This is a genomic window from Bacillus sp. JH7 (assembly GCF_001563515.1).
GTDB lineage: Bacteria > Bacillota > Bacilli > Bacillales > Bacillaceae_G > Bacillus_A > Bacillus_A cereus.
This window is the reverse complement of record NZ_LPUS01000001.1, coordinates 1,906,171-1,925,134: the sequence shown is the minus strand read 5'-3', so window position 1 is coordinate 1,925,134 and position 18,964 is coordinate 1,906,171. Positions and strand designations below refer to the sequence as shown.

Genomic DNA, 18,964 nt, shown 5'->3' with positions numbered 1-18,964 from the left:
GCTCATAGCCATTCCGATTTCTATACTTTATTTCTCAGAATTAAATTTATGCACTGCTTCATCAAAATAAATCCAACCTTTCCAGCCCAAATGAATCGTATCTTTTAAGAAATACTTATCATATTCATGACCAGAGAAATCAACTACTGGATATCCTGCTTTCTCAACCTGTTCTCGAACTTTTTTATAATACACTTCACGGCGTTCTTTCGGGAATCCAGTATAATCATACCAAGGCCCATTTACAGGTACAGAAATAAAGAGTGGTTTGACATTTTTCTCTTTAAATAAATCTAAAATAATTTGTAAATCATCATATTCTGGTGATTCATCATATGTTTCATTTGCTCTAAAGTTTTTTAAACCTTTTAGTTTTTTCTTCAGATTATTCTTATGATAATACGGATTTTCAATTCCGAATGTATTTGTAGTAGACTCAGCTTTCCCTTCTTGTTCCGCGTGTTTACGTGCATCTTCCCAAGAAATTGAACGAAGTCCGATATTTGTTTTCTCTTTCATCGGTTCGATTTTAAATAAAGAGTTAAATAAATCTCTATGATCTAAAATATTTCGATGCATATAAGCAAGTGGTTTAGCTAAACCTGCTTTTATGTTATGTTTTGTATCATTATATACAATACCTTCTAATGAATTTTTTAATATATCATCTTCTTGAACAACTTTATAATCTAATAGCCGTTTCGCGATTTGCTTCTTCATTTCTGGATTTATCTCATCATTAAAAATAAAATGATATGCTTGTTGTTTGGAGAAATTATTAGTGAAATCCCCTTGTGAGACACCAGTCTTTGTAAACCATTGTGGTGAAAGAACAAAGACTACTTTTTTACCTTCTAATTCATCCATAGTAGATGTCATATTTAAAATATGAGCTAAGCTTTGTGTACCGCCAGTTCCAATTAAAAACGGTGTAAAACCAGCTGGATTTACTTTGAAATAATTAGACGGATGATATGCATCCATTCGTAAAAATTCTGATGAACCGTACATCGGTAAATACTGTGAATTCTCTAACATTTTTTGCTGTAAGAAAACACTTTGTAATTTCTCTTTTTGTAAAGAAGTTGCCGCATCTTCTACCTTCTTATCACTAATAAGCGATACTAAACTTTTCGATGGGATTAGAATGATAATGAAAAAAAGCACACACGCTAAAATTATAGGACCAAAAGCATGCTTCATTTTCATCTTCTGTCCCTCTTTCTATCGTTATTAAATTGTAACCCTTGTTTTTGACACGTCATCTTTTCTCTCCTTTGTCTCTATACATGTTCCATTCTATTTATCTATTATATACATGTATGTATTTCCTTCCTTGTTCTATTAAGCCCTATATAAATAGCGCAAGAAAATGTTTCCATAGAAACATGTTAATTATACAAGATTCTACATAAATTTCACACTGGAATTTTAGTAATAATTTTATTTTTTAACAATGAAAAAATATATGAAATGTCTAGAATTCTTTGGATGATGTATGGAGTTCAAAATATGATAATAAGCGCCCGCTATGATCAACTTCATGAGTATATATAAACCCGAGCTTTCGTAAAAGTTTTTTCGAGCTCTCATTTGCTACTTTAACTCTAGCAATTATTCTTGTTACATTCAAAGTCTCTATTGCATATTTAATGGAAGCCTCTGCTGCTTCTAATGCATACCCATTCCTCCAATGTTCTGGGTCAAGAAGATACATAATTTCTATTTCACCTGTTTCATCTACCTTTCTTAAACCACAATGTCCTAAAAGCTTTCCTGTTTCACTATTAAATAACAACCATACCCCGAAGTCATACTGTTCCCAATGTAAGATAAGTTGCCCAATATAATCATTTGTTTCTTCCTTCGACATTCCTCTTGATTTAGCCAGCCTTTTGCCAACAGTATCTTTTTTTAATATGTTATAAAACTGATCAATATCTTCTACAATTGGTTTCCTCATAAATAATCTTTTTGTATAAATTACTTTCTCTTCTTCAAACATAGACATCATTTTCCCTCCAAATACTGTTTACAGACTAATAAATTATACCATGAACTATTTTTCTAACTTTAAATAAGAAAAAACAGACTATCACATACGTGAAGTCTGTTTCCCCATTCTTTTATTTTTGTAAATCTGCCCATTTTAAACTTGTAGCTGGACCAAATTGATGTACATATAAATCTTTCACATATGGTTTTTGTAAGTAAGATAATCCACGCTGGAATACCGGTGCAATTACTGCATCATCAAGTAGCATTTTTTCAGCCTCTTGCATTGCTTTCCAGCGAGCCTTTTCATCATTACCTAATTCTGTTTTAATCTTCTTAATTAATGCATCATATTCTGGATTTGCATATTCTGTATTATTAACACTGCTTCCAGAAAGGAATACTTCTAAGTAAGTCATTGGATCTGGATAATCTGGTAACCAGCGTGATAACGACATTTCATATTCTTTCTTCTTCTCAAGTGCTAATTTTTGCGTATGCGGCTGTAATTTCACATTCACTTTTAATCCTGGTAAGTTTTTCTCAAGCTGCTCTTTAATGTACTCTCCAACTTTTTTAAAGTTTTCTAAGTCATAATTTAATAATTCTAAAGTCACTTCATTTGTACCTGTCTCTTGTTTTGCTTTCTCCCAATATTCCTTCGCCTGTTTTACATTTGTCTTATTAAACTCACCAGACGTACTTCTAAAATCTTTCTTATCTGGGCCCTTTAAAAATCCTTTTGGTACGTAATAGTTCGCTGCAACCGATCCATCATTTAAAAATGAATCTGCGAGTCCCTTCTTATCAAAAACTGTACTTAGCGCAAGACGTGCATTTTTATTTTTAAGAATCGGTACATTTTCATTAAATCGGAAGAAGTACATAACTGGATCTGTATATTGTTTTAGCTCTTTATTATTTTTATATTTATCTACGAATTCTGTAGAAATAACAACTCTATCAACTTTATCTGTTTCATATAAATTTACCGCAGTTGAAATTTCTTTTACAATTTGATAGTTTACTTCATCTAACTTCACTTCTTTTTTATCCCAATACTTATCGTTTTTCTTCATTGTAAAGCTAGCTTCATGCTTCCACTCTGATAATGTAAACGGTCCATTATATACCGCTTTATTTGCTTCTAATCCATATTTATCACCTTGCTCTTTCGCATATTTTTCGTTAATTGGATAGAAGGATGGTAAAATTAATAATTTCGTAAAATACGGTACAGGATGTTCTAGCTCTACGACGAATGTTTTATCATCCTTCGCTTTTACTCCTAATTCATCTAGACCTAGTTGTTTTTTATTTATCTTCTCAGCATTTTTTACATCGTACGCAATGTATGCATATTGAGAAGCTGTATCTGGATTAATCAATTGCTTCCAAGCGTATACGTAATCATGGGCGGTTACTGGATCTCCGTTAGACCATTTCGCATCACGCAATTGGAATGTATATGTCTTTCCATCTTTACTCACTTCATATTTTTGTGCGCCGGCTTCAATTTCTTCATTATTTTTCGATAGACGAAATAGTCCTTCCATTACGTTATTCAAAACGTTAAACGAGACTGCATCTGTTACTTTCCCTGAATTTAACGACGGAATTTCACCCGTTTCTAGTAACTGTAATACTTTCTTCTCATCTTTCGGCTTTGTTGCAGTTTTTTCTTTTGCGCAGCCAACTAAAAATGAAGAAACTAATAGAGTACTAACTAATGAGTAACGAACAACTTTTTTCATTTAAAAACCCCCTCTATTTTTAAGGTAAGTAACGACGAGCACCAGCGTATTCTTCTATATATCCTGGTGTATTTAGCGGTATAATCTCTACCGATCTTTCAGCTCTTGGTGAGTGAATCATATTGCCATCACCAATATACATTGCGACGTGATGGACACTACCTTTCCCTTGATCATGTGCAAAGAAAATTAAATCTCCCTTTTTTAGATTTTCTTTATCAACTGCAACTCCTGCTCTTGATTGCGGTCCAGAATCTCGCGGAATTGTAATGCCGTGCGATTTATAGATCGTATGCGTGAAGCCAGAGCAATCAAATCCAAAACCACTTGTACCAGCCCATATATACGGTAAACCTAAAAACATTTTCCCTGTGTTAATTAAATCATCAGCTGTCGGTTTTGGAATATCAGTTTGAGAACGGTAAACTGTTCCATCATTTTTTCCTAGCCATGCTTTCTGACCATTTGGCAACAATACACGGTATGAAATTGTGTCTTCACTTAATAGCGGCAGTCTTGTATTATAACTGACTTCAAGTGATTTATGTTTTTCAGAAGGATTTATATATAAAATCGCAGTTGGCTTTGTTATTAACACAAAAGGTTCATTTGTTTTATCTGCAAATTCTTGATTATATGTTAATTGCTTTTCAGGCATCCAGCCCGGATAACCTTCTTCATTTCGTGGTGTTGGCTGTCCATGCACTAATACCTTCACCCACTCGCCTTTCTTATCAATAACGGTTACTTCTTGACCGAGTAACGCTTGTGTTTCTAATTTATTTGCATTTGTTAACCATAGTTTCTCGTCAAGTGTCATTGATTTCGTCCATTTCCATAGATCCACTGGATTTGTTGCACTCGGTGTATCGATTGACCTTAATGAATCAGGTGCTGTCCATAACGTTGCAGCAGATACATCTATAAATGCTTTATTATCCTTCTTTTCTTCAGCATTTGCCGATGTAAACGATGAAAATATAAATAAAGTTGTTAAAAATGCAGTTCCTACTTTTTTCATATATATCCCCCTTAAAAAAATAATTTACTAGTCTCTTTTCCTAAGACTTACTATTCACTGTCGATTGAAGGTTTACCTTTGATCCAGAATAAGTCATTCCTTCTGGCTCTTCCATTAACCAAAGCGGTGCATCAAGATCAAAATAATGTATATTAGGATGTGCTGCCGCTAAATGTGCAACAGCGCTAACGGAAAGTGAAGATTCCATCATGCTTCCCACCATACACTTCACACCAGCCGTTTCTGCGATATCTGCAATACGCCATGCTTCACGTATGCCACCACATTTCATTAATTTAATATTAATTAAGTCTGCGTATCTTCCTTGAACGAGCTTTAATGCATCACTTGCTGAAAATATACTTTCATCGGCCATAATTGGCGTTTGCACACGATCTTTGACGTACTTTAACCCATCCCAATCTTTCGCGTGTACTGGTTGTTCAATAAATTCTATATTTAAATTACGATTTTCCATCTCTTGAATGATAGAGATCGCTTCTTTTGGACTCCAACCTTGATTCGCATCTAAACGTAATGTCGTATTTCTTGGTACCACATTTCGAATTGCCTCAATACGTTCCAAATCTAAATGCGCCTCTTTACCCACTTTAATCTTTAATGTTTGAAATCCTTTTTCTACATGTTTCTTCGCTTCTTTTGCCATTAATACAGGCTCATCCACACTCACTGTAATATCGGTATGAATTTCTTTCTTCCCGCCTAACAAGGCATATAACGGCACATTTTGATATTGGCAATATACATCATATAAAGCGATATCTACCGCTGCTTTCGCACTTGAATTTCCAATACAACTCATTTGAATACCCTGTAGTAACTGCTGAAACTGAATGATATTTTGACCAATTAAACATGAACGCATCGGTCCTAAAATCGCTTCTTCCATTCCGCTGGTGAAATCCCCCGTAATAACTGGCGTTGCGGCTGCAGCCCCCTTACCAATTACTCCTTCGTCTGTATGAATATAAACATCTATACTTTCAATTTCTGTTACAGTACGAAGCGCGGTTTTAAACGGTGTATGCAGTTTTACACGTCTACGATTTACTTTTACATCTGTAATTTTCATTTTGTTCATCCTTTCATTCTCCAATGAAGTGAAATTTTAATCCACCGGAGATTTATACCCACGGATTATTAGGTAAACCTATTGGGCATTTACTCTTCTATCTCTCTACTTTGTTTTCGTTCACTTTTGATGTAGGACGATAATGTGAAATAAAAAAATCCAGCCATAAGAATGATTCTTACGGCTGGATTTTGTCTATGATTGAGTAGACAAAGCAGCAATCTGATTATATTTTTTCTGTGCATCTTTTAGCGCTACAAGTAACGCTTTTTGAGAAGAACCGAAATATCGGTTCTTTACTTCCATTACTAACGCCGGGTCATTTATATTTTTATGTAGAAATAAATATTTAACAAATTGAGATGTTAATGCAATTGTCGCTGAGCAGTCTGCATCTACAATTTCCCCTGTATCCTTAACAAGTATAAATGCTACGAAATAGCTTTTAAACTTTTCAGTAATGGGATTATTTTGAGGTGCTTTCGCATCCCCTACGATATAAATTGTATTTGAAGCGTACACAGCTATCTTCCTTTCTTATACGAGGATAACGGGTTTCTTAATAGTCGTATGAGCGAGGAACTCAACGTTGATTAAAAAATGTATCCGCTTACCTTGTATTATAATATAATTGACAGAATTTTAACAACATTTATTTTAGTGCATATTCCATATTTATGAAAATAGCTTAAACTCTTCATTTCTACAATATGTGATTGTTCCTTGTACCATGACATTCATACATAAAAAACTGCACCCCCAATTGTTAGACGGTGTCTAACAATTGGGGGTGCAGTTCAATGGCTAACTGTTTTTATTACTTTGGCATCACAAATATAGTTTCATTTGACTTAGAAAATTGATACTCTTTTCTCGCTAACTTCAAAATTTCTTCCTCATCGTCTGTTAAATTTTCTATGTTAGTCTTTAAAGAATCTTTATCTTTCTTTAAAGATACTAATTGTTTCTTTTGATCCGTAATCGTATCTTTCTTTTTATCAATTACTTCTTGTTGTTTCGTTAAAATATATTGAACATATAGAGTAGTTGCCGCAATAAAAAGGACCATTAAAATAAGTCGCCTTAACTTCTTTTTATTTATCCTACGCTTGTCACTAGGTTGTGATAATTGCTCTGGTATATTAGGAACATTTACTCGCTCGAGTTTCCTCATTCAAATCCCCCTAACCCATATTTTTCACTACCATCGGCACGTTTTCTTACTAAACTAAATTCTATTCTTATAAAATAAACTCCTTCACAAAAATATCCCATAAATTAACCAATTAAAGATAGCATTCGACGACATTTCCATATTTACACCGATTTTTTTTATACATGCTGCTATAAAATAGTAGTTTCTGTAATTCTTTTTCTACTATTGTAGAAGAGTTTTTTCACACACAAAATTCCTTCCCCACATATCCATGTTATAACATGCTTACAAGGAGGGGGAATATGCATTACCGCACATTAGGTAAAACTGGAATAACTGTTTCTGAAATAGGTTTTGGCGCATGGGCAATCGGTGGTGATGAATGGGGACCTGTTAACGATAAACAATCTATAACCGCTATAAAAAAAGCAATTGAGTGTGGTGTGAATTTTATTGATACTGCGGATGTGTATGGTTTAGGACATAGTGAAAAGTTGGTAGCTACCGCGATTAAAGGACATCGTAATGATATTATCCTATCAACGAAAGGTGGTTTAATCGGACATCACTACGACCCTAATGGAGTTCCTGTATATGATACTCCCGAAAAAATCATCGCCGTATTCGAAACAAGTTTACAACGTCTTCAAACAGATTATATTGATCTTTATTTTTGTCATATTTGGTGGCATAATCGTAGAGAAACAGAAGCATTTCTACGTGCATTTGACATATTAAAACGTGATGGCAAAGTAAGAGCAGTCGGTGTTTCGACTCATGATTTACAATACATTCATCATTTCAATAACAACAACGAAATTGATATCGTACAACTTGATTACAATATATTAAATCGAAAACCAGAAAAAGATATATTACCATTCTTACAAGAGAAAAATCTAGGAGCTGTTATTCGTGGTCCATTAAAAATGGGCATTTTAACTGGAAAATTCACAAATAAAACAATTTTTCCAGATGGAGATTTACGCAAAGATTGGCCAAATGAAACTTGGTTTCAAGAAGACTTACAAACCGTAGAGAAACTTCGGCTGCTCTCAAATAAAAATCAGACCCTAGGGCAACTTGCACTTCGCTATGTACTCTCTCATCCGGCAGTAAGTGTTGTAATTCCTGGTGCAAAAACAGGAACACAAGCACAAGAAAATGCAAATGCATCTGTTCGCCCTATTTTGAGTGATGAAGAGCTTAACTATATTCATTCAATATAAAAAGCCCAATCCGGGCTTTTTAATTTGGCAAACTAATATCATACTCCATTCGCTTCGCTGTGTCCTCCGCAACATGCACACCTAACAAGTTTTTCACAATATGAAATGCCATATTAATTCCAGCTGAAATTCCGGCAGATGTTATAATATGTCCTTCATCTACAAACTTTACATTTTCTATAACTTCAACATTTTGAAACTCATTTTTAAACTTTTCAATACTAGCCCAATGTGTTGTTGCTTTTAAACCTTCCAGTAAACCTGCTTTCGCCAGTAATAGCGCTCCTGTACAAACTGAAGTCATCAGCTTTACTTCTTTCATTTGTTGGCGAATCCATTTTATTACTATTTCATTTTTTATTTCATATTTTCTAGCATCTAGCCCACCCGGAATTATTAAAATATCCACTGGTGGTAAATTTTCAATACTATAATCTGGCTGTACCTTCAATCCATTCCTTGCTGTAATCATTTCCCCATTCTCGCTAACTGTATAAACAGTAAATGTTTTTTCTTCATTCACCTCAGTTACAGAAAAAACTTCAAATGGCCCTGCAAAGTCTAACACTTCTACTTCATTAAATAAAAATATACCAACACTCCATTTATTCATCATAAGTTCACTTCCTGTTTCAAATGATGTAAAAGGTGATTATATCCTTTTTCTAATGCAATATCATACGCTGTTTTCCCATCATTTTTCTTAATCATCTTATTAGCTCCATTTTTAAGGAGCAACATAATTATTTCTTCATTTCCTAATAATGCTGCTTCGTGGAGTCCTGTCCAGCCACCACTTTGCATAATATTTACATCTGATCCTTTTTCAATTAAGAAAGCGACAAGTTCACTTTGCTTGTTCGCAATTGCCGCTTGCAAAGGTGTATTTTCATTTTCATTTTTCGCTCTACTATGTATATCTGCACCGCTTTCTAAAAGAAAACTCGCTATTTCTTTCTGTCCAAAATAAGCTGCTAAATGAAGTGGTGTCCAGCCATCTTCACTACATTCGTTAACAATACTTGGACTCGCCTTTATAAACTTCACTACTTTTTCCTTATTACCACTTATAACAGCTTGTGCTATTGATTGTAAACGCTCCATAATAATCTCCCATCCTTCAAAATATTTAAGCATCTCCTTCTACATGTTCTATTAATTATTATATTTTCCTTTTAAAATCTTAAGTTTACATAATAATATTATATATATTACTTTTTTGTGCTTAATGCTGAATAGCAATAATGTTAAAAATACTGCCTTTAAACAATGAAGACCATAATTTCATTAGAGTTACTGAAAAAGCAAGCAAAAAACTATACACATAGTTTCCATCATATTTGTTCATTTGCATAAAATAAAACAGGTAATGTCTATTCTGCTATTCATGCTTTCAACATATCAAATAATATTATTTCAATAAAAAAACAATCCCTTTTTAAAATGGATTGTTTTTTTATTTCTTTTTTATACTGTTTATTTCATTTTTGTATTTTCAATGATGAAATAATTACATTTACAAAAATGAAACGCTACTATCTTAACCCCTCTTATAGTAATTTTTTCGTTTGAAAACAAAAAACACACTTCCACCTTACGATTGAAAAAACATATGTAAAAGTCTCTAAAACAGCTGCCTTATCATACTAATCTATAGCAGTTCTGTCTTCTTCCCTTACCCGTTTCCTTTAACACATACGATTTTAAAACTAGCGCCGTTAATGAATCTGTTAATGTTTTATATGATAAATTTGATAATGCCAATAGATCGTTCGTATATAGCATTCTATGCTTCTCTAATAATAATAGTACTAATCGTTCAGACGGTTTTAATGCCTCATCACTTTCTAGTATAAAGTCTATATTTTTCATTTCTCTAATTATTACTCCTTATATCAAAAAATACTTTAGACGCTTATTTAATATAAAAATAATACATAACAAAATTATAAATATATTAAAATAGCACCATCTAAAAACACTATTATACTATAACATAGAAGTAGTGTTTCCCCAAATAGGAAATGCTTTTTTATATCGCTTATAAGATTCTTGCAAACCTACATAATATTTTGTACCATTACCCACCAAGTTTTCTTCTAATTTCGCTGCTCATCCTGATGTATTTGTAATCAATGAAGTTCTTCTAAATTTATAAACAAATAAAAAACGGTTCGTCTATCATGCCCTAAACATGAATGACAACCGTTTTCCAGCTTCTTCTTAATTAACATGTTCTATCTTAAATATTTCTTGCAATATGCGGCTTACTGTAATGACTTGTTCCACCGCCACCAACTACTACTTTACCGCCTTTTTCGAAAATTAATAATTTACTTGAACCATCTGCAAGAAGCACTATTACTTCAGCATTATTACTTGTTGCTACATAAATTACATAACCACTCTTTGATATACAAGTTTCCCAATTCGAATCAAATTCTGATCTTACTACACGATTTGAATACACTTGATTTTCAATTCTATCTTGTTCTACGTTTTCCAAATTGATTCCTCCCACTTCACTAAAATAGCATTTATAGGAAAATAACAGCCCTATATAAAATAGTAGCCGACTTTAACATAAATAGTATATGTAATTAGTAGGAGAATGCTTGGACAACGAAAACGAAATAGACTTCAAAAATTTCACAATTGAAACTTCTCTTTAATCATTTCCGCTACTTCTTTTGCACTCAAATACGTGTTATTAATTTTTATATACTCTTCTTTTTCAATTTCACCATGAAGAGAGTTTAATCTATGCTTTTTCATCGTTTCTTTTAAATTATTTTCAGACCACTCAATATCTCTTTTTTTCGGTTTATGTTCTAATCTATTCGGGCTTTTATTTCGTTCTAATCTTTCATCTAATTCCGCTTCCAGCTCTACAAAATGCACTGTCCCACCTTTTGATTCAAAAATACTTTCTACATGATGTATATAATCCCAATCCGCTTGGAGGTCAAATGCCCATATATACGTAAAAATCATTCCAGATAAATCACTTTTAGATACTTCTTCAAATATTTCATTACGAAATAAACTTACTAGTCTTTTTGCTTCTTTCGTACTGTAATCAAAAATTGGACTTACTAAATCAATTGTCATGTGGTTATGAAAAAGTTTTAAACCGGTTAATGTTGCTAATTCTTGCCCCACTGTCATTTTTCCAACTGCTTGTGGGCCAAATATTAATATAAGTTTCATTTATTTCCCTCCAATCTTTCTCTATAAACCATTACATAAAATAAAAAATAAGGCAGCCGATTTTAAATCGATTGCCTTATTTTTTATTCATAGTTTTAGTTCTATTCTTTTCGCACAGCTTCAAAAGTAATCATTTGATTTGCATTTGACGGTTCTTTTTCATAATCATATTCAGCAGAGCACGTAATATTAGAGAAACCTATACTTTCTAAAAGAAGTTTAAACTCTTCTATTCCATACCAGCGCAGCGCAAAGCGTTGTAGTTCTGTTTGTACTAACTGTCCTTTACTCCACTTTTCATATTTCAAATATGATACAGTAACTTGGTTCAGCCAATCTATTTCAATTGATTTATTTTCTAATGTGATTCCGTCTCCACTCGGCAAAGAGAAAGTCGATGTATGAATTTCCCCAGTCTTCCAGTCATGCGGAAGCATAATATCTACGATTAATCGTCCATCTGGATTAAGATGTTCATAAAAACATTTCAATGCATTTATAGAATCCACACGATTTTCAATTAAACAAAAAGATCCAGTAGGAATGATAATTGCGTCATATTTATGCGGAAGTGAAAATTGTTGCAAGCTTCCTTCATATAAATTAGGATGTAAGCCTCTCTCTTTACAGCGCTTACGGCAAGAATCTAGCATTTCAGGTGAATAATCTATCCCATCCACTTTAAAACCAGCCTCTAGAAGCGGAATGATGACACGTCCTGAACCTACTGCGGCTTCGAGGATTCTTCCTCTACAATCTTTTAAACGTTTTTTGTAATACTCAATATCACCATTTAAAGAATAACCGACTGGTTTTGTGTAATCATACAGTTCTGTACAAAGTGTACTATAAAAGCTAAACATTTATTTTCTCCTCCGTTTTTACGTACGGAAGATTTCAATTCAACTAATCTTCCTGCACCTCTGATTTTAATGATATTTCGAAAGAGCTGACTGTCATAATATATCACTCACTTTCCATAGAATATAATGATATTGTATTACATAACCTTCCAATTTGAAATATAAAAATTAAAAATTCAGACTACAAATTAAAGAGCTTACTTTAGTAAACTCTTTAGAAAAAATATTTATTTCACAATCGGCAATGTCACTTCACTTAATTTCACTGTAAGTTTCGTGCCAGCTTTCGGTCTAATTGTATAATCATAATCACTTGCAATTAAAACAACTCCGATTTGATGCCCCGCTTTAAATACATAATCATCTGGCTGCATGTCCCATGTAAATGTATAATCTTTGCCCGGTTGAATCGCTGTTGAATTTTCTATACTCTTTAAGTTTTGTGGATCCATCCAGCCTCTCGTTACGATTTCCGGCTTCGCTCCTCCATAGTCAACAAGTAATGCTGTTAAATTTGATACAGATCGATCAATATTTCCTGTAATTGAAATCTTTGGTGTACCACTTATACGCGTATCTTTTTGCAGTACAGGCATTGTATATACTAATCGATTTGCTACTTCTAATTCTGGGTTTGCTACTAATTGGTTTGATTTCATTTGTGCATCATCTAAGACTGAGAAAACTTTATTAGCCGCTCCCATACTTAATGGTAAATTGACTGATTTATTACTTAAATACATACGGATTTTTGAAGGTACAGTTGCTGGATCTGGCCAATTTTTTATCTTTTGCCACGTTTTATTTTCTCTTTGCACATCAACCATTGGTTCATCCATAATTCCATTTTCAATTCCGTACAACCAATAATCTAACCATTTATTTTGTGTTTGCTGCCAGTTATTACTTGATGTCCCACCATGACCACCTTGGTGTAGCCACATTTTACGAGGAACATTATTTTCCGCAAGTGCTTCCCACCATTGCGCGAACTGTTTCGTCTTAACATTCCAATCGTTTAAACCATGAACAACAAATACACTCGCTTTTACATTTTTAGCATCTTTTACATAGTTACGTTTATCCCAAAAATCATTATAATTACCTGTTTTTCGGTCTTGTCCAGCCGTTAATTCTTTTATAACTTGTCCGCAAACTTCAGGATTTTCCCTTGTCAGTACTGCTTCTGCCATATTATCTGTATCTTCTCCTTGATATCCGCCTGGAGCAATGACTGCACCATTTGCACGATAATAATCATACCAACTACTAATTGCTGCGATTGGAATAATTGTTTTTAAACCTTCGACTCCAGTAGTCGCAACAGCATTTGGTAAAGTACCATTATAGGAAGCTCCAGTCATACCTACATTTCCTGTAGACCAATTTGCCTGAACTTCCTCACCCTGTTCTGTAAATGCTTTCGCGCGACCGTTTACCCAATCAATAACAGATTTTGTCCCGAGTATCTCTTGTTCATCTCCAGTTGTAGGGCATCCATCTGATTTTCCAGTACCGATACTTTCGCCTAGAATAACTGCATAACCTCTTGGCACGTAATAGTTCCCATACGAACCAAGATTAACCGCTCCATACGGTTTTCCTTCATACGCATACAATTCTTCATCTACATTATATACAGGAACATCTTTTAATCCAGATCGATATGGACTCATTTCATAAATAACAGGAACTTTCACATTCGGATCTGTCTTTGGACGCATAACTTTTATCGATACTCTGTCTTTCTTACCGTCTCGATCACTATCAACTTCTGTCTCTACATATAAATTTTCGATAATAGCTTCATCGAGAGAATAAATCGGTTTTGTCATCCCATTTTCTAATTCAATTTTCGTACTTTTAGTTTCTTCCTTCTTCTCTGCATGCACATCCATAGTAAAGCTAGGTATAATTGTTGCAGATAGCATTGCTGACAGTGTAATTGCCATTTTCTTTTTACTCAAAATGTTCCCTCCCCTTATTCGTTCTCTTTTACTATATAACAAAATAACTGAAAATTCAGTTTTATTTTTATATAAAAGTTGAGAAACTCAAAGATTTCTTATTAAGTAAAATTTAATGCAGGTATGAAAGTATTTTCCCACTTCCTCCTTCTTTATAAAGTGAAACTTTAATCAGCCCTCACCAATTGGGCGTTTACGAGCAGCAGGGCCACTTCTTTGTTTTCGCTGGATTTTGAGGTGGGGTCTTACTGCCCGGCAAATAGCGGGATAAATAGAGAAAAAGACAACCGATATTTCTATCGCTTGCCTTACATTCCATTTATTATTTTTCTAACTCTTTAAAGGTATCTTTCAAGTCTTTATCAGATACCTTTATATCTGCATTTTTAAGCAGATCTCTAGTAACTTGTTGATGGAATTGAGGATCTTGTATACGTTGCTGTTCTAATTCTTTACGAATATTCTCTTTCTCTTCCTCATACGGTTTAAGCTCTTTTTTATCCGTTAGCTTAATAATATGATATCCGAAAGAAGATTTAACAGGTTCACTCAATTGACCAACTTCTAACTTATACGCAGCATCCTCAAATTCTTTCACCATCATACCAGGTCCAAATTCAGATAGTTCCCCACCTTTTTCTTTAGAACCTGGATCCTCTGAATATTGTTTAGCCAATGCCGCGAAATCTTCGCCACTATTTAATTTTTCTTTAATTTCTTTTGCTGTCTTTTCATCTTTTACTAAAATATGGCTAACTTGAAGCTTTGGCTTATAATGATCTTTAATATCTTTTTCCGTTACGGTTGCTTTAATAGCTTTTTCAAAAGCAAAAGTAAGCTTTAATTTCTCTTTCAACTGATCTTCATTTTTCACACCATTAGATTCCATATATGTATTAAAATTATCGCCCATCTTGTCTTTTAATTCTTTTAGTTGTTTCGTTACCTCTTCATCCGTAACTTTATATTTATCATTTAATACTTTTTCTACTACCATTTCAGATAAATTCTGTTTACCGTAGTTTTCTTTTAATTTTTTGTTAAAATCACTTTCTGAAATGCTTCCTGATTTTGTCGTTACAATATTATCTGATGAACCACATGCAGATAAAGATAACGTCATACCCATTAAAATGCTACCAATTACTAATTTCTTTCTTTTCAAATCTGAATACCTCACTTCATTAAATTCAAATATAACTATGTAAATATAACGTTTTCCTGTGAACTTCACGTGAATTTAATGAAAGTAGAACATTTGCTAATTCTCCATTTAATACATCAATTTTGAAAATTATGGTGATTCATCCTGTATCGCTAATCTCTAAAGCTGCAAAAAGGACTAATATTTTCATTAGTCCTTTTTCACATTTATATAAAATTGAATTTCTCCATCTATAGAGGAAACTCCATATTCAAAACCATGCCTTTCTAAAATACTTTTCACTATCGCTAAACCTAATCCTGTACCTGATTTTTCTTTACTACGAGAAGATTCTAGTACATAAAAAGGTTCCCAAATTTTCTCTATATCCTTAATTTTATCCGTAGGAATGCCATTTTTTATTTGGAAATATATACTTTTATTTCTATCTTCTAATGTAATTATTATGTTTTGATTTGCTGTATATTTTATCGCATTAGAAATTAAATTTTGAAACACCATTCTCATTTTATTTAAATCTGCATAAACGATTGTATCGCCCGCATTACAATTTACTTGCAAGTTAATTTCTTTCGAATCCAGTTCAATCTGATGCTTATCTAATATACTCTGGACCAGTGGTTCAATGGGGAATTCTTCTTTTTGTAAAATATCTCTTTCTAGTTTAGAAAATCGTAATAATTCTTCAATTAAGTTTGATATTTGATCTGTTTGTTTAATAATTGTATCTACATAAGTCCCATCATCTAATCCATCTTTAATCCCCATAGAGTATGCTTTTACTAATGCGATCGGTGTCTTTAATTCATGCGTTACATCACCCATAAATCGTTTTAAATGTTCATTACGATCAGTTAAGTCTTGATGTGCTTCATGTAGTTTTTCACTCATGATATTAATACTATTGGCCAACTCTCCTATTTCATCATTCGTTTTCACTTTCGTTCTTTTAAACTGCAAATGTGAAATATCCTGAGCCACATCACTTAACTCTTTCAGTGGTGTCGTTATTATTTTTGAAAGTATCCACACAAGTAAAATAATAAGAATCAGCGAGAAACATACGATGTATAAGTAAAATGTATTTAACGTATTTATAATTTCATTTGAATTCGCAATGGAAGTTCCAATTAAAATTATCGTATCATCTTTCGCAATATATTTAGCAAAAAAACTCGCTTTTACCTTTCCTTGATCGTACAGTTTATTCGATTGCCCTTCCGTCTTCACTTTCATAACTTCGTCTTTCGTAATCCAAAGCTTATTTAACGTTACTTTCTTTTTCGTAAGTTGCATGCGTAACGCGTCGTTCATAGCATCTTCTGACTGATTAATTGGCGTATACGCAATTGTAACATTATTTTCACTTTCAATTGTATGAATAACATCTTCTAAATCATTGACTGGCGCATTTTGTATTTGAGTTGTAAATTCATTTAAGTTTTCACGTGTTTTATAAATATTATATTTCGGCAGGAGAAAGTTAATTAATAATAAAGAAATTGTAAATATAAGAATAACGGTTAAAGAAATGCTGAGAAATAGCTTTTTCCCAAGTTTATTCACTTTGTTCCTCCAAACTATAACCCAGCCCACGATGCGTCTTAATAATATTTTCTCCAATTTTTTTACGCAGCCTTCTTACATGTGTATCAACCGTTCTCTCTTCTCCAAAATAGTCAAATCCCCATACAATGTCTAACAATTTTTTACGAGTTAAAATAGTTCCTTTATGATTTAAAAAGCATTTTATTAATTCGAGCTCTGTTTTTGTAATTTCTAACTCTATATCATTTTTATATACTTTATTTTTGGCGAAATTTATCTTTACATCTTGTACTTGAATAATATCATCATGCTGAATAAGTTTTTTCGCTCGTGTAATTAGTACTCCTGGATGAAATGGTTTTTTTACGTACTCATCTGCCCCACTTTGAAGCGCTGCTAATTCATCTTCACTTTCACTTTTCGCCGTAAGCATTAATACTTTTACGCTTGAATTCTTTTTTATTTCCTGACAGACAGTAATACCACTATGTTTCGGCATCATCCAATCCAAAATAGCTAAATCAATTTTTTCATCATAAAATATTTGAAGTGCTTCCTCTCCGTCTTTCGCTAATAATACTTCAAAGCCTTCTTTTTCAAAATAAGCTTTTAAAATCCTTAACATATCTTGTTCGTCATCTGCAATTAAAACTTTCATATTTTTTCCTCCATTGCTTTTAAACAAAAACCAATTGTATCATACAACATCTTTGTTACATGAATGTGACAGAAAAATATTTAAAGCTTTTGAGGGTATAGTAATGGTGAGGTGTTGTACTATGATAAAAAAAATCGGGGTCATTTCTCTTCTTCTATTTCTATTATCAACAAATGCGTTCGCAAATACAAATCAACAAATTGAAGTATTTGATTGTCAAAAAGAAATGGTCATTCAAAAACAATCTTTAGATCCAATAGTCCAAAAAGAAGCAGTTCAATACGCTAAATCAATTACTGGTCCATTTAAAAACTTAAATGTCGTTCCAAAAGATGGCTATATGATAAAAATCCCTTTATCTAAGCCGGTTTCTATTACTAATCAATGGTTACACACTACAATAGACGAAGTACTTATACTACTCCCACTAAAAGAAAAGCCTTATATTATGCTTTATGATGATGAAAATAATCCGCATTTTTATTATGTAAAAGGTAAACCAGGATTATTATTGAAACAAATGAAGGTTAAAACGTAATTGACTGAAAAGGAGTCACCTTATAAGCTAAATTTTAAAAGCTAAGGTGCTCTTTTTTATAATAACAATTTGGTAAATGAAATTATAAAAGTTGTTTCTAATATAAGGGTCGCACCTTCATATATATCAGCGATTTTTTAAGATATATCGATTTATCAACGAAAATACCTTTCCGTAGCTATTGTTTGGATAGCAATCTCTATAATACTTTGTAGTGACTTGATCCCTTATATAATCCCCCTTTCACAAATCCATTTGCAGTATAAAACACATCCCCTTGCTTCGTGTCAGTATGTAAAACAATCACTTCAAAATACTTTTTCGCATGACATAATAGCTGGTTTAATAATAAGTTCCCTAACCCTATACGCCGATAATCCCTTAAAATATAAAATCTCCTTAACCGCCCAATCCTATTGTCTTTTATGTACGGATCTTTATTTAAACCTCCAACTCCAATTAACATATCACCTTGGAAAACACCATATAAACATTCTCCAGTTTTATTGAATACATTTATTTTGTTTTTATATTCATTTATTAGCCTTATAAGGAAACTAAAACCTTCTTCTTCACTTTCTTGAACGAGATGACTGAATTCATATTCCATTAAATTTTCTATTTGTTGAATATGTATATCTTTCAAGTCCATTCCCCCTAAGTATGAAAATACATAAAAATGCTCGAGAATCATTTATTCTGAGCATTTTTATGCTTATTACTTTATTTAATTCATAGTATGCATATACTTCACTTCATATGTAAAT

General features: G+C 32.8%; 20 protein-coding genes. 2 read left to right on the top strand and 18 right to left on the bottom strand.

Annotation, left to right across the window (positions count from 1 at the left end; translation table 11 throughout):
* Positions 1–27 precede the first annotated feature (27 nt).
* The 7 genes from dltD to AU379_RS09705 all read right to left on the bottom strand — a co-directional run bounded on the left by dltD (position 28) and on the right by AU379_RS09705 (position 7,037).
* The gene (dltD, locus tag AU379_RS09735; protein ID WP_000782299.1) at positions 28–1,209 is read right to left on the bottom strand and encodes a D-alanyl-lipoteichoic acid biosynthesis protein DltD; all 1,182 of its coding nucleotides are present in this window, start codon (positions 1,207–1,209) and stop codon (positions 28–30) included.
* Positions 1,210–1,477: 268 nt separating this feature from the next.
* A complete protein-coding gene (locus tag AU379_RS09730) occupies positions 1,478–2,011 on the bottom strand; it encodes a GNAT family N-acetyltransferase (RefSeq protein WP_061139179.1) in 534 nt (177 codons plus the stop codon).
* A 115-nt stretch (positions 2,012–2,126) separates the two neighbouring features.
* Positions 2,127–3,749, bottom strand: coding sequence for a peptide ABC transporter substrate-binding protein (locus tag AU379_RS09725; protein WP_061139178.1), 1,623 nt, complete (start codon positions 3,747–3,749; stop codon positions 2,127–2,129).
* Positions 3,750–3,768: 19 nt separating this feature from the next.
* Entirely contained in the window at positions 3,769–4,770 is a 1,002-nt protein-coding gene (locus AU379_RS09720) for a C40 family peptidase (protein WP_061139177.1), read from the bottom strand.
* Positions 4,771–4,810: 40 nt separating this feature from the next.
* A complete protein-coding gene (locus AU379_RS09715; protein ID WP_001038459.1) occupies positions 4,811–5,872 on the bottom strand; it encodes a dipeptide epimerase in 1,062 nt (353 codons plus the stop codon).
* A 186-nt stretch (positions 5,873–6,058) separates the two neighbouring features.
* Positions 6,059–6,385, bottom strand: a complete 327-nt coding sequence (locus tag AU379_RS09710; RefSeq protein ID WP_000271312.1) for a DUF3870 domain-containing protein — start codon at positions 6,383–6,385, stop codon at positions 6,059–6,061.
* 295 nt (positions 6,386–6,680) lie between these two features.
* Complete coding sequence (locus AU379_RS09705; RefSeq protein ID WP_001228371.1) at positions 6,681–7,037, bottom strand: septum formation initiator family protein; 357 nt, start codon at positions 7,035–7,037, stop codon at positions 6,681–6,683.
* A gap of 284 nt (positions 7,038–7,321) precedes the next feature.
* Here AU379_RS09705 and AU379_RS09700 point away from each other — a divergent pair, with 284 nt between their 5' ends.
* Positions 7,322–8,248: an aldo/keto reductase gene (locus AU379_RS09700; protein ID WP_000559359.1), complete on the top strand. Its 927-nt coding sequence runs from the start codon at positions 7,322–7,324 to the stop codon at positions 8,246–8,248.
* A gap of 19 nt (positions 8,249–8,267) precedes the next feature.
* Here the strand turns inward: AU379_RS09700 and AU379_RS09695 are convergent, their stop codons facing one another.
* The 10 genes from AU379_RS09695 to AU379_RS09650 form a co-directional block, all read right to left on the bottom strand.
* Positions 8,268–8,864, bottom strand: coding sequence for a DJ-1/PfpI family protein (locus AU379_RS09695; protein ID WP_044584555.1), 597 nt, complete (start codon positions 8,862–8,864; stop codon positions 8,268–8,270).
* A complete protein-coding gene (locus AU379_RS09690) occupies positions 8,861–9,352 on the bottom strand; it encodes an ankyrin repeat domain-containing protein (protein WP_030025963.1) in 492 nt (163 codons plus the stop codon). The genes AU379_RS09695 and AU379_RS09690 overlap by 4 nt, the downstream gene beginning before the upstream one ends.
* A gap of 537 nt (positions 9,353–9,889) precedes the next feature.
* Complete coding sequence (locus AU379_RS09685; RefSeq protein ID WP_000789031.1) at positions 9,890–10,120, bottom strand: hypothetical protein; 231 nt, start codon at positions 10,118–10,120, stop codon at positions 9,890–9,892.
* Between the two features lie 370 nt (positions 10,121–10,490).
* The gene (locus AU379_RS09680) at positions 10,491–10,754 is read right to left on the bottom strand and encodes a hypothetical protein (RefSeq protein WP_000432429.1); all 264 of its coding nucleotides are present in this window, start codon (positions 10,752–10,754) and stop codon (positions 10,491–10,493) included.
* Between the two features lie 143 nt (positions 10,755–10,897).
* Positions 10,898–11,458: an AAA family ATPase gene (locus AU379_RS09675; protein ID WP_000767061.1), complete on the bottom strand. Its 561-nt coding sequence runs from the start codon at positions 11,456–11,458 to the stop codon at positions 10,898–10,900.
* Positions 11,459–11,559: 101 nt separating this feature from the next.
* Positions 11,560–12,321, bottom strand: coding sequence for a class I SAM-dependent methyltransferase (locus AU379_RS09670; protein ID WP_000490927.1), 762 nt, complete (start codon positions 12,319–12,321; stop codon positions 11,560–11,562).
* Between the two features lie 227 nt (positions 12,322–12,548).
* On the bottom strand, positions 12,549–14,288 hold the full coding sequence (locus AU379_RS09665; RefSeq protein WP_061139176.1) for a Xaa-Pro dipeptidyl-peptidase: 1,740 nt from the start codon (positions 14,286–14,288) through the stop codon (positions 12,549–12,551).
* A 322-nt stretch (positions 14,289–14,610) separates the two neighbouring features.
* Positions 14,611–15,453 carry a peptidylprolyl isomerase PrsA gene (locus AU379_RS09660; protein ID WP_001987511.1) on the bottom strand — a complete coding sequence of 281 codons (843 nt, stop codon included), beginning with the start codon at positions 15,451–15,453 and terminating at the stop codon, positions 14,611–14,613.
* 189 nt (positions 15,454–15,642) lie between these two features.
* Positions 15,643–17,019 carry a HAMP domain-containing sensor histidine kinase gene (locus tag AU379_RS09655; protein WP_061139175.1) on the bottom strand — a complete coding sequence of 459 codons (1,377 nt, stop codon included), beginning with the start codon at positions 17,017–17,019 and terminating at the stop codon, positions 15,643–15,645.
* Positions 17,012–17,659, bottom strand: coding sequence for a response regulator transcription factor (locus AU379_RS09650; protein WP_000865979.1), 648 nt, complete (start codon positions 17,657–17,659; stop codon positions 17,012–17,014). Before AU379_RS09650 ends, AU379_RS09655 begins: the two co-directional genes overlap by 8 nt.
* A 121-nt stretch (positions 17,660–17,780) precedes the next feature.
* On the opposite strand from AU379_RS09650, the gene AU379_RS09645 reads away from it, so the two are divergent.
* The gene (locus AU379_RS09645; RefSeq protein WP_044584557.1) at positions 17,781–18,197 is read left to right on the top strand and encodes a hypothetical protein; all 417 of its coding nucleotides are present in this window, start codon (positions 17,781–17,783) and stop codon (positions 18,195–18,197) included.
* Positions 18,198–18,396: 199 nt separating this feature from the next.
* Here AU379_RS09645 and AU379_RS09640 read toward each other — a convergent pair whose 3' ends face one another.
* Positions 18,397–18,891 carry a GNAT family N-acetyltransferase gene (locus AU379_RS09640; RefSeq protein ID WP_002005239.1) on the bottom strand — a complete coding sequence of 165 codons (495 nt, stop codon included), beginning with the start codon at positions 18,889–18,891 and terminating at the stop codon, positions 18,397–18,399.
* Positions 18,892–18,964: the final 73 nt, after the last annotated feature.

Bases quoted from the DNA above. Each gene is read 5' to 3' on its own strand.
- AU379_RS09725 (WP_061139178.1), bottom strand. From the start codon at position 3,749: ATGAAAAAAGTTGTTCGTTACTCATTAGTTAGTACTCTATTAGTTTCT.
- AU379_RS09730 (WP_061139179.1), bottom strand. From the start codon at position 2,011: ATGTCTATGTTTGAAGAAGAGAAAGTAATTTATACAAAAAGATTATTT.
- AU379_RS09700 (WP_000559359.1), top strand. From the start codon at position 7,322: ATGCATTACCGCACATTAGGTAAAACTGGAATAACTGTTTCTGAAATA.
- AU379_RS09685 (WP_000789031.1), bottom strand. From the start codon at position 10,120: ATGAAAAATATAGACTTTATACTAGAAAGTGATGAGGCATTAAAACCG.
- AU379_RS09645 (WP_044584557.1), top strand. From the start codon at position 17,781: ATGATAAAAAAAATCGGGGTCATTTCTCTTCTTCTATTTCTATTATCA.
- AU379_RS09695 (WP_044584555.1), bottom strand. From the start codon at position 8,864: ATGATGAATAAATGGAGTGTTGGTATATTTTTATTTAATGAAGTAGAA.
- AU379_RS09670 (WP_000490927.1), bottom strand. From the start codon at position 12,321: ATGTTTAGCTTTTATAGTACACTTTGTACAGAACTGTATGATTACACA.
- dltD (WP_000782299.1), bottom strand. From the start codon at position 1,209: ATGAAAATGAAGCATGCTTTTGGTCCTATAATTTTAGCGTGTGTGCTT.
- AU379_RS09675 (WP_000767061.1), bottom strand. From the start codon at position 11,458: ATGAAACTTATATTAATATTTGGCCCACAAGCAGTTGGAAAAATGACA.
- AU379_RS09705 (WP_001228371.1), bottom strand. From the start codon at position 7,037: ATGAGGAAACTCGAGCGAGTAAATGTTCCTAATATACCAGAGCAATTA.
- AU379_RS09715 (WP_001038459.1), bottom strand. From the start codon at position 5,872: ATGAACAAAATGAAAATTACAGATGTAAAAGTAAATCGTAGACGTGTA.
- AU379_RS09650 (WP_000865979.1), bottom strand. From the start codon at position 17,659: ATGAAAGTTTTAATTGCAGATGACGAACAAGATATGTTAAGGATTTTA.
- AU379_RS09720 (WP_061139177.1), bottom strand. From the start codon at position 4,770: ATGAAAAAAGTAGGAACTGCATTTTTAACAACTTTATTTATATTTTCA.
- AU379_RS09690 (WP_030025963.1), bottom strand. From the start codon at position 9,352: ATGGAGCGTTTACAATCAATAGCACAAGCTGTTATAAGTGGTAATAAG.
- AU379_RS09640 (WP_002005239.1), bottom strand. From the start codon at position 18,891: ATGATTCTCGAGCATTTTTATGTATTTTCATACTTAGGGGGAATGGAC.